Raw genomic sequence first — 14,661 nt, 5'->3', positions numbered from 1 at the left:
ACACAAATAGGACTCAAACAACCGGATTGTTTTTTCCGTGTTCTAAGTCCGTTTACCTAATAATGACTAATAAGTAGTGTCTTTCTTTGTGCATATGAATCGTCTCCTTACAATTGAAAAATCTAATTTATTTTATTGATTTTTTACAATATAACGTGTATCAAAATAAAAGTCAATGAATTTTCTGAATTTTTTTTATTTTCTGCACTAATTAATAATTCGATGTTAAATGATAAAAAAATGAAGATAAACTAACTTTTCACCATTGTACATGAAAATAAGATGAATGTTAAGTAAATTTTATATTAAAAAGGAGTGTGTCATTCACACTCCTTTTGCTTAATTAAATAAACTTTTTATTTTTGTTTGTGTAACAGCTATCCCCTTTTTATCTAAAAGATTAACAATATAGCTACCAATAATCACACCATCACAATGTTGATTAAAGGTCGTTACATGTTCGGCCGTTGAAACACCAAAGCCTGCTAACACAGGAATCGGACTTTTTTCAGTAATCTTTTTCAAATGTGCATATAATTTTTCTTGGTATTGAGTATTTTTACCAGTTATCCCATTAATCGTCACCGCATACACAAAACCTTCCGCATCATTTACTAACTGTTCAATACGTTCATCTGAACTAGTTAAGGTCACTAATTGAATAAAGGCGATATCACTTGCTTTGGCTGGGATTAAAAACAAGTCACGATGCTCATAAGGTAAATCAGGAATAATCATTCCCTTCACATCTGTTGTTGATAAATCGGAAAGTAATTTCTCCATTCCATAATGAAAAAATGAATTGGCATAGCCCATCAAAATAAGTGGAACTGGTGAATGAATGTTTTGTAATAACTTAACGAGTTTGTTTAAAGTCGTTCCTCGTTTTCTAGATTGAATACCCGCTAACTGGATAACCGGACCATCTGCTACTGGATCAGAAAACGGCACACCTAATTCGATGGCACTTGCTCCGCTGGCAACAAGCATCTCGATCTCTTCTTCCAATCGTTCCAAACCATTTGCTCCTGCCATAATATAAGGAATGAATAATTTTTTCTTTTGGTCTTTTTGTTGTTGTAGTATATGTGTTAATGACTTCATGCCTGACTCATCCTTTCCTTAATTTGCTGCACATCCTTATCACCACGGCCAGATAAACAAATTAAAATGCTTTCGTCTGCTGCCATTTCAGGTGCAAGTTTCATGGCATAGGCGATTGCATGTGAACTTTCCAAAGCAGGAATAATTCCTTCTGTTCGTGATAATAAATGGAACCCTTCCAACGCTTCTTCATCCGTAATCGTTTGATATTCTGCGCGCCCAGAAGTATACAGGTGTGAATGTTCTGGACCAATCCCAGGATAGTCTAATCCCGCTGAAATTGAAAAAGCTTCTAAAATTTGCCCATCATCATCTTGCAACACGTGCATTTTTGATCCATGCAACACACCAACTTCTCCTTTAGTGATTGATGCAGCATGCTCCTCTGTTTCAAGTCCTTTTCCGGCGGCTTCCACCCCAATTAATTTCACATCATCATTGATAAATGGATGGAACAACCCAATCGAGTTACTACCTCCACCCACACAAGCTAATGCAATATCGGGTAATTGACCTTCAGCTTCCATAAATTGTCTCTTGGCTTCTGATCCAATCACACTTTGAAAATCTCGAACAATTTCAGGAAATGGATGGGGACCTAAGGCAGATCCTAAAACATAGTGCGTATCTTCAACCGTAGCTACCCAATAACGTAACGCTTCGTTGACTGCATCTTTTAACGTCTTACTACCTGAAACGACACTTTCGACCTTCGCTCCCAACAACTCCATACGGAAGACATTTAATTCTTGGCGTTTCACGTCAACTTCTCCCATAAAAACAATACATTCCATACCGAATAAAGCGGCAGCTGTCGCCGTTGCTACACCATGTTGACCAGCGCCTGTTTCAGCAACAATTTTCTTCTTTCCCATGCGTTTAGCTAGTAGTACTTGACCAATCGCGTTATTAATTTTATGTGCGCCCGTGTGATTCAAATCTTCACGTTTCAAATAAATTTTTGCTCCACCTAATTGTTTTGTTAGATTTTCTGCATAATATAAGGGTGTTTCACGTCCAACATATTGTTTTAAATAATAATCTAATGTTGCTTGAAATTCTGGATCCTTTTTTGCCTCCTCGTAAGTTTGTGCTAATTCTTTGACTGCATACATCAATGTTTCTGGGACAAATTGTCCACCAAACTCACCATAAAAACCTTTTTTATCGGGTTGTTGATACATAATCATACTCCTTTACTTGGTTAATAAATTGTTCGATTTTTTTTAAATCTTTTTGGCCATCTGTTTCGACCCCACTAGAGACATCAACCGCAAATGGTTGAAAATAGCATAGTGCTTGCTGGACATTTTCTGGTCGTAATCCTCCTGCAACAAAATAAGGAATTTGTGGCAATTGATTCAAGTTAACTGCTTGCCAATCAAACATAACTCCATTGCCTCCATGATATTCTTTCGGCGGAGCATCCAATAAAAGAAAATCAGCAATGGTTTGATAGTTCTGCGTATTCGTCACGCTTTTCGCTTGAATCATTGGAATATCCACACGTTCTGTCGGAAAATCACCATGAATTTGAACGAAATCTAAATGCGCAATAGCTATCGTTTGTTGCAACTGTTGAATTGTTGGTGAGACAAACACCCCTACTTTTTTAATAGTCGCTGGTACATCTTTCGTTATTTGACGAACCAATTCAGCAGATACTTCACGTTTACTCGGAGCAAAAACAAAACCGATATAATCTGCGCCAAAGCGGCAAGTCGCATCAACCGTCTCTTTATCCATCAGCCCACAAATTTTTACTTTAGTCATGACGTTGTACTCGCAATTCTTGAATAGTCGCTTCTGGGTTGCTTGCACGCATCAGTGTTTCACCGACTAGAATTACATGATAATCGTTCGCCACTCGTGCAGCATCTTCTCCTGTTACAAAGCCAGATTCACTAATATAAATTGGACCGTCATCAGGTTGTGCTAAATCTAGACTATGTTGAATATCTACAGTGAAAGTGGTTAAATCACGATTATTCACTCCGATAATTTGTGCGTCAATCGCTTGAGCTATAGCCATTTCTTCTGCATTATGCGTCTCCACTAGTACTTCTAAATCTAATGTCCGAGCTGCTTGATATAATTCTTTTAGACGTTCCGGAGACAATGCTGCCACAATTAATAAAACCATGCTGGCTCCAGCATTTTTTGCTCGTACAAGTTGACGTTCATCGATAATAAAATCTTTACACAGAACAGGTACTGTAACTGCTTGGGCAATCGTTTGTAAATCATCGATTGTGCCTTTGAAAAACACTTCATCAGTCAAGACAGAAATTGCAGATACACCGGCTTGCTGGTATTTTTTTGCTTGGGAAATGATGTCGACATCCACATTAATTTCTCCTTTAGACGGTGATGCTCGTTTAATTTCTCCAATTACATGTAGTTTCTCAGTATTCGCTTTGACTTGTTTATAAAAGGGATAGCCTTGATGCAAGTTCGTGCGTTCTGCAGTAGGCAACGCAGCGACTTCCTTACGCTTCTCCACAAGAATTTTTTCTAAAAAATCCATTAAACATCCTCCTTTTGTCTTTCAACTAATTGCGCTAGTTTCTCTCTGGCAGCACCTGTAGCAATCAAACGACGCGCTTCATCCACACCAGCTTTAACACTCTCTACTTTTCCATTGGCGTAAAAACCTAAACCCGCATTCAATAATACGGTATCTAAAAACGGTGACGGCTGATTTTCCAAAACAGAAACTAAAATCTCCGCATTCCGCTTAGCATTACCACCAACAATTGCTTCAATCGGATATTCTGGTAAGCCAACTTCTGACGCTGAAAGTGTGACTTCACTGACTTTCCCATCGCTTAAAATAGCTAATCGCGTATCTCCTGCTAAATTCGCTTCATCCATACCAAATGCTCCTTGCAGAACAATCGCTCGTTTGCGTCCTAATTTTCCTAACGTTTCGGCAGTTTCTACTAAGAGATGGCCTGCAAAAGTGCCCATTAATTGGGTTTCCAACGGCACAGGATTCGTTAATGGACCAATCAAATTTAAAATCGTTGGGGTCGCTAATTCACGACGAACATTGCTGACATAGCGCATGGTAGGATGCATCGCTTGAGCAAACAGAAAGGCAATCCCAATTTCATTAATTAATTGACTAATTTGTTCTTGAGAAGAAATCAACTTCACACCTAGCTCCTCTAACACATCAGCACTTCCTGAGCGACTAGAAATACTACGGTTTCCATGTTTCGCCATCGGAATACCCCCAGCGGCCAATACAAAAGCGGCGGTTGTACTCACATTAAATGTATTTAAATGATCGCCACCCGTTCCACAATTGTCCATGGCATTCAAAGGAACATTGGTAATAGGAACAGCATTTTTTTGCATCACACGCGCGATAGCAGTCATTTCAGTTGAGGTGATGCCTTTCATTTTTAACGCAACTAATGCCGCTGAAATTTGTGTCTCAGTTAACTCACCAGAAAAAACAGCTTCTGCTAAAACAGTCATTTCAACTTCTGTTAAATTTTTGCCTTGATATAGTTGTTCAAATAGTTGATTCATTTATTTTTCCCCCACTACTTTTAAAAATGCATCAATCATTCGTTGACCTTCTGTCGTACCGATTGATTCAGGATGAAATTGCAAGCCATAAACCGGATAATCTTGATGCTTTATCGCCATGATTTCGCCATCTGCATATCCATGAACATCAAAAACAGCTGGTAATGAGTCTGGCTCAATAATCAATGAATGATAACGCATAATATCAGTATTTGCTGTGACATCTTGAAATAGTCCTTGTTGTTGATGTGTCAATTGCGATATTTTGCCATGCATGATTTTTTCTGCTACAGAAATTTTTCCGCCAAATACTTCTCCAAGAGCTTGATGCCCTAAACAAATTCCTAGCATTGGTTTTGTTTGATAAAATTGACGAATAATTTCCTCCATTAATCCCGCTTCGTCTGGTCGTCCTGGTCCCGGTGAAAAAACAATTGCTTCCGCTTCTGCAGCTACCTCTAATAATTTGGCATCATCATTTCGCAGGATAACCAATTCTGTATCAAATTGATGTGCCAAATTATGCGTAAATGAATCATAATTATCGACTAATAAAATCATTTCCCCACCTCCAAGAGTGCTTTGGCTTTTTGTAAAGTTTCCAAATATTCTGACTTTGGATCGGAATCAGCGACAATACCAGCTCCTGCTTGGATATAGGCATACTGGTCTTTAATCACCATCGTACGTATAGCAATGGCAAAATCAGCTTGGTTATCCATTGAGTAGTAGCCAACAGCCCCAGCATATATTCCGCGCTTCGTCTGTTCTAATTCATAAATACGGTTCATTGCTCGAATTTTCGGTGCACCACTGACCGTCCCTGCTGGCAATGTCGCTCGTAGCGCATCCATCGGTGTCAATTCTGCTTTTAATTTTCCCGTTACTAGCGAAACAATATGCATGACATAGCGATATTTTTCAATCGTCATGTAGATTGGCAAACGAACGGTCCCACGTTCAGCAATTTGCCCAATGTCATTTCTACCTAAATCGATCAACATCATGTGCTCTGCTCGTTCTTTTTCATCGGCTAACAATTCGTTTGCTAACTCGGCATCCTCTTCAACTGTCGCACCACGTCTTCTAGTACCAGCAATCGGATTTGTTGAAACAATGCCATTTTTCACACTCACCAGACTTTCCGGTGAACATCCTACCACTTGCATATCACCAAAATTAAGATAATACATATAAGAAGAAGGATTTGATATACGTAAATACCGATAATAATCAAAAGCATCCATCGCAAATTCAGCTTTTAATCGTTGAGATAACACAATCTGAAATAAGTCACCCACTTCTATCAACTCTTTTGCCTGTCTCACACGTGCCTCAAATTCGATTTGACTGACATTACTTGTATATGAAAGTTGAACGGCTTTTTTCTCAATCAATTCTTTCTTAGAGGCTTGTTGTAAATCACTAATAATCTTCTCAATCGTGACAAGCATTTCTTCTTCTGTTTGATGACTATATGCATTTGAATGAATAATCGAAACAGTTTCCGTTTGATGGTCATACACAACAAATAGTTCAAATACATAAAAATAGATGTCAGGTACATTTAATTCATCTTCAGGAAGTTTGCCAATATCTTCATAACATGCAGCGATGTCATAGCCGACATATCCAATCGCGCCTCCTTGAAAAGGAATAGTAGGAATCGATACTTCCTCATGAATAATATGCTGTTCTAATTCTTTTAATGGATCGGTACAAGGAAATGAAGAACCATTGACGGAAAATTGGCCTTCTTGATAACGTAACTCTTTTACTGGACGAATTGCTATAATTGAATACCTTGCACCTTCCTCATTTTCACGAGGATTACTCTCCAATAAAAATTTCTTTTCTTCTTGAATTCGTAAAAAAATAGATACTGGTGTTAAATAGTCTCCTTGTATTTGGCGCATTATTTTCATCGTCGTCATCCCTTTCTTTTTGAGAAACAAAAAAGCCCTCAGACTCGCTAAAAAACGAATCTGAGGGCGAACAAGTTCACGGTGCCACCTCAATTTGATTAGAGTGAGAATATTCCTCTCCTAATCTTCTCTATCAGTCGTCCAACAACGACCTTTCTCTATAACGGGAGTACCCGGAAACACCTACTGTTTATTCAATGCTTCAGCGCAAAAGCCCATTCACTGATTCTTACCTACTGACTCGCACCAACCGTCAGCTCCCTGTAAAGTATTGAAAAAGTTACTCTTCTTCTGTTCGCTTAATATTTAATGAGAATATTATAGCATTATCATTAGATTGTCAATCGTTTTTTCTTTTTATTTTGTTAATAAATAAAATATCTCTACTAAAAGAAGTATTTCACGTGTTTATGATACAATTAAATAACAGAATAACAAGGAGAGAAATGAGGGAATTGTATGGAGTCATTAATTAAACAAAAAATTCAAGAAATTGAACAGCAAGAACAGGTAAAAATTCTATTAGCAGTCGAATCTGGTAGTCGCGCGTGGGGATTCGAATCACCCGATAGTGATTATGATGTTCGTTTTATTTACCTTCGTTCTCCAGAGGATTATCTTAAATTAGAGGGTATCCGTGATGTCATCGAATGGCAACTAGATGATACGTTAGATATCAGCGGTTGGGATTTACAAAAAACGTTAAAACTACTCTACAAATCAAATCCAACTTTATATGAATGGTGTCATTCCCCTATTGTTTATCAGGAACGTCCTGAAGTGGAACAATTAAAAGAACTACTGCCAGCTTATTTTTCAACAAAAAAGATGCTTTATCATTATTGGCACATGGCAAAAACCAATTATCGTACCTATTTACAAGGTGATTTGGTTAAAGTCAAAAAATATTTTTACGTCCTACGTCCAATTTTAGCTGGAAAATGGGTGATTACACAACAGACACATCCACCAATGGCTTTTACAGATTTAATCGAAAGTCAGCTAGAAGCCGATTTAAAACCTTTGATTTATGAATTGATGGACAAGAAGCGTCAAATGGATGAATTGGACTTACTTCCACGTATTGATATCTTAAATAACTATATTGAAGAAAACTTGATTTGGTTAGAACAACAAGCAAAAGCATTATCCGAAGAACCAAAAGAATGGCATGAACTCAATCAATTCTTCCTTGATTTATTGCAAGAACAATCAAAAAGGAGCAACAATTAATGAATACAATCAAAACTTATTGGGAAAATTATGCAACAAAACACAATCTTCCACTTACTTTACCAGACTATTGGATGTTCGGAGATGGTTCAGAAGCAATGGGAAATAAACTTGGTGAATTGGTTATCCGAGGCATTAAAACAGGAACCTGTGCTGCTCACTGTACCTATGAACTTGAAAATGAACCCATTCAGCAAGTTGGTCAATATGATATTGTCCTAGATGGTAGTAACCAGCCTTTAGCTATTATTCAATACACTAAAATTGAGATTCTACCAATGAATGAAGTCTCAGAAGAATTTGCCATTTCCGAAGGCGAAGGTGATTTAACTTACGATTATTGGTACCGTGAACACGAAAAATTCTTTCGCTGGGAACTTGAACAATACGGATTAGCATTCACACCAGAGATGTTGCTTGTCTGCCAGAGTTTTAAAGTTGTGGATGTTTATTCACATGATGCTATCTGATAGACTTAACCTATGTTATGTCGTTTGACCATTTATTAATCAGGAGGATGATAATGATTCACTTAACAAAAATGACACCAAAAGAATATCAGGACTATTTGCTGTCAGCTATTAAAGACTATGCCAACGATAAAGTAAAGAATGGTACATGGAATGCTGGCGAATCTTTTGAACAAGCTAAGAAGGTCTTTCAAGAACTTCTTCCACAAGGTGTAGCTACACCGATGCATTTTTTATACACTGTCAAATCCGAAGATGGACCGATTGGCTATACTTGGTTTTTTTGTGACAATACTAAAGAAGCTTTCATCTATGATATTGGTATTTTTGAAGAGTTTCAAAATAAGGGTTATGGTACGCTTACCATGAAGCTCTTGGAACAAAAAGTAAAGAGCCTAGGAGCAAAAAAAATTTCTCTACATGTATTTGGATCTAATCAACGAGCATTGCATGTCTATCAAAAAGTGGGTTATCAAATCACAGACTATAATCTGACAAAGCTTATTGAATAGCTTATAAAAAACAACCTCTCTATCAATCAATAGAGAGGTTGTTCTGCAATAATTCGGAAAGAATTATTTATTTTTTAAGTTGTAGAATGATTGTAGTCCTTTGTATTGAGCTACTTCACCTAATTGGTCTTCGATACGTAGTAATTGGTTGTATTTTGCAATACGGTCAGACGAACTTTTCTTTTATTTGAAGAAAATCATACCACATAAAGCTTTATATATCAACATTCTTAAAAATAGATTGTTATGTACTACTAACTAGGATGCATTTTGTAGTTAGCAATATCTAACCTATTAATAACTTGTTATTTACAATTAATATATTTCTCATAAAACTTAAATTCTAATAACGTATGTTTTCCAAGTTAATTTTTAATCTGTTTCTTAATTCATTTTTCCTTGTATCAAACATTTCAATAAACTCAGTAGGTTTATACGCTCTTTTAATAGAATTTCTTTCTAAGTAAGCAGTCAAATCTTCTTTCGAATTAAACCTTCCTAAAATCCATTCATCAAAGTATTTATTATTTTTTTCAATATTTGGAATCCCCTCAAGTAGTTGTAGATTTGGTATTTTATCTACATTAGAAATAATATACTCTATTGATTTTTCATCATATCCTAATTTTTTTAAATTATTTTTATTTTTAAACTTACTCTGCGGAAATATATGGTCTTGATGAAATTTATTTTTTAGGTCGATTGAAGGGAATAGCATAGTTAACATAGAAAATGAATATCTTCCGATTTTAGAATCTAATAAGTCTTCAATATCTTCATCAGTAATATTAAAAGATTTATTAGTTTCTCTGATACTCAATATCTCCTCCAATGGAAATCCTTCATTAGCATTTTTTAGTTTATCTCTTATTTTTAGAAGAATACCATCTGGAGTTCCACCAAATATTCTTTTTAATAATGCTATTTGCACAAAATATTTAATTTTATTTCTATCACTCATATATCTATCTGCTTCAATATAATTTGAAGGCACATCAATTTTATATAAATAATATACTATTGGAATTAAAACACTATTAGCTGTCAATGTTTCACCTGTAAATCCAAATGAGTATAATAACTCCACAGAGATTCTTAATGCTTGCTTAGTCTTATCCCAATTTCTTTCCATTTCTAAAGTAGTTTTTGAATCAAAATTAGAAGCTCTAAATTTTATATTAGAAGTATCTGTCAAAACTAATGCTGATTTAAGTACATTGTCTTTAGAAAAATTAAATTTCTCGCCTATATTGTTTATTTCATCTACAATTTGGTATATTTCTTCTCTAGCATTTAAACTCTGCCATTGTGCAGTAGCAAGTGATAATAATAAATCAGAATAAGTTAACACCGTGCCACCACTGTTCATTCTTATAAAGATATCTAACACTTTTTCAATATCTTGAGATGTTTCTTCATAGTACGCTAAATTTTCTTTCTCAATGACTTGATGTAGTAAGCTTAAATTCTTCACAATCATTTTTAAACTTTCATCATTAGCATTTTCATTACGTGATTTATAATCTTCATGTAGTTCAATTATCTTTACATGTAAGTCTTCTGAAGAAATATTTAGAATATCCGATACTAAAAACCATAAATTGTCAGTTGAATCGTTATTAATATCCTCCTCTGAAAGAAATTTAAAATCGTATAATAAATCATTTTCTTTTTCTTTATTGTATCCAGTTAAATTTAAATATAATTTTCTAAGCGGATATGAATCATCCTTAGTTGTCCATGCTCTTTTAGTTTTATAACTGTACGTTCCGTGTAGAGCTAAATATAAAGAAGTGATTCTTTGTTGCCCATCTAAGATAGCCGTTACTTTCTCTTTCGAAGAAATATCTTTCTTTCTGTTATGTCTACTATCTCTTTCATGATAGTTATCTAATATTTCATAAAACTCATATTTTGAAGTGCTCTCTCCTTTTACTTCCCAAAATAAAAAAGCTCCAATGGGATATCCCCTTAAAATAGAGTCCATTAATCTCTCTATTTGTGACGCACTCCAGACAAATTCTCTTTGGATAGCAGGAAGTACATATTCTTCATTTTCTATTCGATTTATTAATTTTTTGATTGATAAACCTATATATGCCATATACCTTAATTCTCCTTTTCTATAAAATCAGAATTTTATTGAGTTGTATCTGAAAATATCATAGAATCTATTTCAGAGAACTCTCTACTCAACTCGTCTTTTATACCAATTTTGTCATGAATAAATTTAGTTAGTTGCTCTAATATCTCTTCATAAACTATCTTTTCTGCCGGATTTTTTATATCAGTGATTTCTTCATCCATTAACACTTCACACTCAAAACATATTCTTAATAATTCAAATAAATCATTGCTTTCAATCTCCCCAATTTTCTTACAAATTTGATTTAAGCAATAATAACCTTTACCATCTTTAATTTTTAATATTTTCATAGACTCTTTTTCTTTCTCCATATGCAATAATACCTGCCTCCATTGTATTTAGTAAAACATCATAGTTTTTAATCTCTTGATTATTCTTATTTTTTAAAATACTGTCTGTAAATTTTCCGGAATATATTTTAAAGCACTCTTGTTTAGATATTCCTGTCTTATATAAATCCATATCAAAATACGTAAATATAATATTATTGGGTTGTATTAAAGTTCCCATTGTATTGTTGTGGGTAACAATAAATACTGTTGTATTCTCAGATATTCTTTTTATTAAAGGTAATATTTCTCTATGAATAAATTCGTTATCAAATGATGCTTCTGGTTCATCCATTAGTAGGACTTCAAATCCTTTTGCATGTTCAATTTGATTCAATAGGTTAAATTCTGCTGTTTCACCACCAGAAACAGGTGTATCCTTTTCATTCAATACTATATATTTTATTTTAAATAACGCTTTATAAAGTTTACCTTCTTCAATTCCTTTATTTCTTAAGCCTATTAGATATCTATATGGTGAAAAATCAACGTAAAAATTATCATAAATATCTTTCATTGCTATATTGGAACTACCTAAAGATTTTTGAACCGCCTTAGTATTTTCAAACCTTGTTTTTAAAACAAGTTCGGTAAATTTTCCTGTTTTATTTTCATAAATAGGATTTTCAGAATTTGAAATTTGTATTATTTTTTTATCGAATCTTTTTATTTTTTCTAAATTAGTAAAAATTTTAAGTAAATCAATATTGTCTACAGAGGTTTTTGCAGATTTTTTAGATAATTTTTTCTTTGTAGCATTTACAATCTTATCAACTCTTTTTGTTAGAATATATATTTTCTCATCTTCTTTGTATTTCTCAATTAATTCTGTTTGTAACCCTATTAGCTGAGATTCACTGATATAATTATTAATAATACTTTTATATTCTTGGTTTTTCGAAACATTATTTACACTTTTTATTAATGTTTTTAGATTAGAATTATTTTTTTTATTAAAATTTTTAGTACTAAATATTTTCATTTTAGAATAAGCATCCTCAATATCACTTCTGTGTGCATATTTCTTTAATGAATCTAAGTATTCATCCATCTGAATAAAAAGTTCTTCTTGATTTAATGACAAAATTGAATTTATAGAATTTCTAATAGGTTTCATATATTCTTCAACGTTGTTCTCTTGATTCTTGCGCAATATTTTTTCAAACTCATCTGGTTGACTAGAAGAAGTTATATCAAATTGTTTAATATATAGTAAATCTTCAGCTTCTACACTTTTAGATATTTCTTTCAATAATTGTGTTTTTCCAGATGAGCGTTTTCCAACTATTAGATTTAGTTTATCAGATGCAACAACTTCATTACGAGAAATTACAAATTTATCGTCTTCCTTTTCTTTATTAAGGAATACTTTAGTTTTATCTTGTAATGCTAATTTTATAGAATTATAGCTTACTTCTTCCACGTCAATATATGTATATCGAACAGGAAACACATTTTTTTCATCAGAGTAATTAAAATCAGATGAAGCTCGGAAATCACTAAAATAGACAGGAGATATTTTATTATTGACATCTTTTTTTGTCATAATAAAAGATTTATGTCCAGAAACCTCTCCGCAAAAAATATTATCTCCAAATTTCTTTTCACATTCAGGATGTATTCTTGGTTTTTTAGTATAATGAGGTATTAAAAGATAATCCTCAGGGTCTCCAAACAATTCAATAAATTCTTCATAACTAATATGTCGTTTCTCACTACTTAGAATTTCTTTTAATCTTTTACTTCCTATATCAATTTTATCAATATTTTCTTCTTTTCCAATTAATAAAAGGTGTCCAGCGGCAATATCAATTTCCACACCAGGTAATACTGTCTGCTTCAACTCTTTATTTATGTATTCAAATTGTTCTTTATCAAATACATTGTGATTAGTAATAGCAATTCCATTAATTCCCATATCATTCACATATTTTTTCAAAACATTAATATCAAACTCAAAACTTGAATCACTTAAAGGATTTGAAACAGTATGGATATGTAAATCTATTTTTTTCATTACCTGGCTCCTTCTTTTCTTTCATCTCTAATCCTATAAACCGTATTTCTAGCGACATCCAACTCTTTAGAAATCTGAGTTATAGGTACATCTTTCTCCAACATCTCAACAATCTTTTCATATGTTACACGCTTCTGTTTATCAGTTGAATCAGCACTATAAGCCAAAGGACGACCTTTATATTTACCTTTTTCTTTTGCCAACTCAATACCTTGTCTTTGCCTTTCACGTATCTGTTTACGCTCATTTTCAGCCGTATACTTAAACAATTCAATTATTAGGTTATTTAGTAGCCTTCGCAAGTTATCGTCCTGTATACCATTCAGAGATGGTAAGTTTAGGATTTCAAGTGTAGCTCCTTTGTCTTGTATCTGATTCATGATACTAGTTATTTCTTTGTTATTGCGTCCTAACCTATCTAATTCGCTTACAACTATTATATCATCTTCCCTTATATAATTTAATAATTCTTGTAATTTCGGACGATTATTATCTTTACCACTCAACTTATCTGAGAAAATCTTCTTTACTTCCGCCTTCTTCAACAATTCAAATTGTCTTTCTAAATTTTGTTCTCTTGATGAGACCCTTGCATAACCTATTTTTGTCATAATAATCCTCCTTCTGTAATTTATATATAATGAACATATATAATGAACACCTTAAAATCATTATACATCAACGATTGCTAATTATATATTTTAAGTACACTCAAAAAGAACAAAAGAACTAAGGTTTTACTCTTAGTTCTTTTGAAATTTAATTAAAATTTATATTTGAAAAGTATTTATTTCTAATCTGTTCAGAAAGTCTTCTTTCTTGTTTTAATTTGACTTTTGCTTTTTCTATATAATTGCTATCAAGGTATCTATTAGCTAATCCTTTTGAGACACTTTCTTTCTGAGGTGATATTTTTAATAAATCATCGTAACTCTTACTAATAATCACAGTTTCAAACTCTTCTGATATTCTTTTTTCCAAGATTTCTAACTCTAAGCTATCTAACCAAATTCTTACTTCTTCTAGCATTCTTTCACTTGTTACTTCTGTATTTTTCTCTAAATTTATTCTATATCTGCTCAAATTATTATCAATAAATTTTTTCATTTTCTGAGAGACAATTTTTTTTATATCTGAACTAACTACATTATAAAATTGATTTTTAAATATTTCTATTTGTTTTTCAGTATCTAAAATAACTATTTCTTTCATAATTTCAGGTGTGAAAAATAGCATTTCTATTTCATTGAATGGTAATGAAAAAACGTTATCTTCTTTTAAAGCCATAATTTGTTCTTCACTCATTAAATCATTATCAACAATTCCATAAGCTTTATTATTATCCATTATGGGAGAGTTGTTGTAAGCTCTAGTGTATTCAATAA

15 protein-coding genes, 1 pseudogene and 1 other annotated feature are annotated in these 14,661 nt (G+C 33.2%); of the genes and pseudogenes, 3 read left to right on the top strand and 13 right to left on the bottom strand.

What is annotated here, in order from left to right; all coding sequences use genetic code 11:
- Positions 1–339: 339 nt before the first annotated feature.
- The 7 genes from trpA to trpE are packed head-to-tail and all read right to left on the bottom strand — an operon-like array spanning position 340 to position 6,569.
- Complete coding sequence (gene trpA, locus BAU17_RS05470) at positions 340–1,104, bottom strand: tryptophan synthase subunit alpha (RefSeq protein ID WP_161901817.1); 765 nt, start codon at positions 1,102–1,104, stop codon at positions 340–342.
- On the bottom strand, positions 1,101–2,288 hold the full coding sequence (trpB, locus tag BAU17_RS05465) for a tryptophan synthase subunit beta (RefSeq protein ID WP_161901816.1): 1,188 nt from the start codon (positions 2,286–2,288) through the stop codon (positions 1,101–1,103). The genes trpA and trpB overlap by 4 nt, the downstream gene beginning before the upstream one ends.
- The gene (locus tag BAU17_RS05460) at positions 2,269–2,877 is read right to left on the bottom strand and encodes a phosphoribosylanthranilate isomerase (protein WP_161901815.1); all 609 of its coding nucleotides are present in this window, start codon (positions 2,875–2,877) and stop codon (positions 2,269–2,271) included. Before BAU17_RS05460 ends, trpB begins: the two co-directional genes overlap by 20 nt.
- Entirely contained in the window at positions 2,870–3,631 is a 762-nt protein-coding gene (trpC, locus tag BAU17_RS05455; protein WP_161901814.1) for an indole-3-glycerol phosphate synthase TrpC, read from the bottom strand. Before trpC ends, BAU17_RS05460 begins: the two co-directional genes overlap by 8 nt.
- On the bottom strand, positions 3,631–4,644 hold the full coding sequence (trpD, locus tag BAU17_RS05450) for an anthranilate phosphoribosyltransferase (RefSeq protein WP_161901813.1): 1,014 nt from the start codon (positions 4,642–4,644) through the stop codon (positions 3,631–3,633). The genes trpC and trpD overlap by 1 nt, the downstream gene beginning before the upstream one ends.
- Positions 4,645–5,205, bottom strand: a complete 561-nt coding sequence (locus BAU17_RS05445; protein WP_161901812.1) for an anthranilate synthase component II — start codon at positions 5,203–5,205, stop codon at positions 4,645–4,647.
- On the bottom strand, positions 5,202–6,569 hold the full coding sequence (trpE, locus tag BAU17_RS05440) for an anthranilate synthase component I (protein WP_161901811.1): 1,368 nt from the start codon (positions 6,567–6,569) through the stop codon (positions 5,202–5,204). Before trpE ends, BAU17_RS05445 begins: the two co-directional genes overlap by 4 nt.
- Positions 6,570–6,628: 59 nt before the next feature.
- Positions 6,629–6,874 (bottom strand) — a binding site (T-box leader).
- Between the two features lie 154 nt (positions 6,875–7,028).
- Here trpE and BAU17_RS05435 point away from each other — a divergent pair.
- From BAU17_RS05435 to BAU17_RS05425, 3 genes are read left to right on the top strand one after another with little or no spacing between them, the layout of a single operon-like run.
- Entirely contained in the window at positions 7,029–7,802 is a 774-nt protein-coding gene (locus tag BAU17_RS05435; RefSeq protein WP_161901810.1) for a nucleotidyltransferase domain-containing protein, read from the top strand.
- Positions 7,802–8,272: an ASCH domain-containing protein gene (locus BAU17_RS05430; RefSeq protein ID WP_161901809.1), complete on the top strand. Its 471-nt coding sequence runs from the start codon at positions 7,802–7,804 to the stop codon at positions 8,270–8,272. Before BAU17_RS05435 ends, BAU17_RS05430 begins: the two co-directional genes overlap by 1 nt.
- Positions 8,273–8,325: 53 nt before the next feature.
- Positions 8,326–8,784, top strand: a complete 459-nt coding sequence (locus tag BAU17_RS05425; protein WP_161901808.1) for a GNAT family N-acetyltransferase — start codon at positions 8,326–8,328, stop codon at positions 8,782–8,784.
- Positions 8,785–8,847: 63 nt separating this feature from the next.
- On the opposite strand, the pseudogene BAU17_RS05420 reads toward BAU17_RS05425, so the two are convergent.
- From BAU17_RS05420 to BAU17_RS05395, 6 genes and pseudogenes are all read right to left on the bottom strand, one after another.
- Positions 8,848–8,961 (bottom strand): annotated as a pseudogene (locus tag BAU17_RS05420) (hypothetical protein); the annotation flags it as partial.
- A 166-nt stretch (positions 8,962–9,127) separates the two neighbouring features.
- Positions 9,128–10,888 (bottom strand): DUF262 domain-containing protein, encoded by a 1,761-nt coding sequence (locus tag BAU17_RS05415; protein WP_161901807.1) that lies wholly within the window; start codon positions 10,886–10,888, stop codon positions 9,128–9,130.
- 35 nt (positions 10,889–10,923) lie between these two features.
- Positions 10,924–11,241: a hypothetical protein gene (locus tag BAU17_RS05410; RefSeq protein ID WP_161901806.1), complete on the bottom strand. Its 318-nt coding sequence runs from the start codon at positions 11,239–11,241 to the stop codon at positions 10,924–10,926.
- Positions 11,201–13,276, bottom strand: a complete 2,076-nt coding sequence (locus BAU17_RS05405) for a PHP domain-containing protein (RefSeq protein WP_161901805.1) — start codon at positions 13,274–13,276, stop codon at positions 11,201–11,203. The genes BAU17_RS05410 and BAU17_RS05405 overlap by 41 nt, the downstream gene beginning before the upstream one ends.
- On the bottom strand, positions 13,276–13,887 hold the full coding sequence (locus BAU17_RS05400; protein WP_161901804.1) for a recombinase family protein: 612 nt from the start codon (positions 13,885–13,887) through the stop codon (positions 13,276–13,278). Before BAU17_RS05400 ends, BAU17_RS05405 begins: the two co-directional genes overlap by 1 nt.
- Before the next feature lie 148 nt (positions 13,888–14,035).
- Positions 14,036–14,661, bottom strand: a 626-nt coding sequence (locus BAU17_RS05395; protein WP_161901803.1) for a hypothetical protein, incomplete at its 5' end; no start/stop codon positions are given.

The sequence above is a fragment of the Candidatus Enterococcus willemsii genome, from assembly GCF_009933335.1.
GTDB lineage: Bacteria > Bacillota > Bacilli > Lactobacillales > Enterococcaceae > Enterococcus_F > Enterococcus_F willemsii.
The sequence above is the reverse complement of the archived record's forward strand: the minus strand, read 5'-3'. Positions and strand labels throughout refer to the sequence as shown.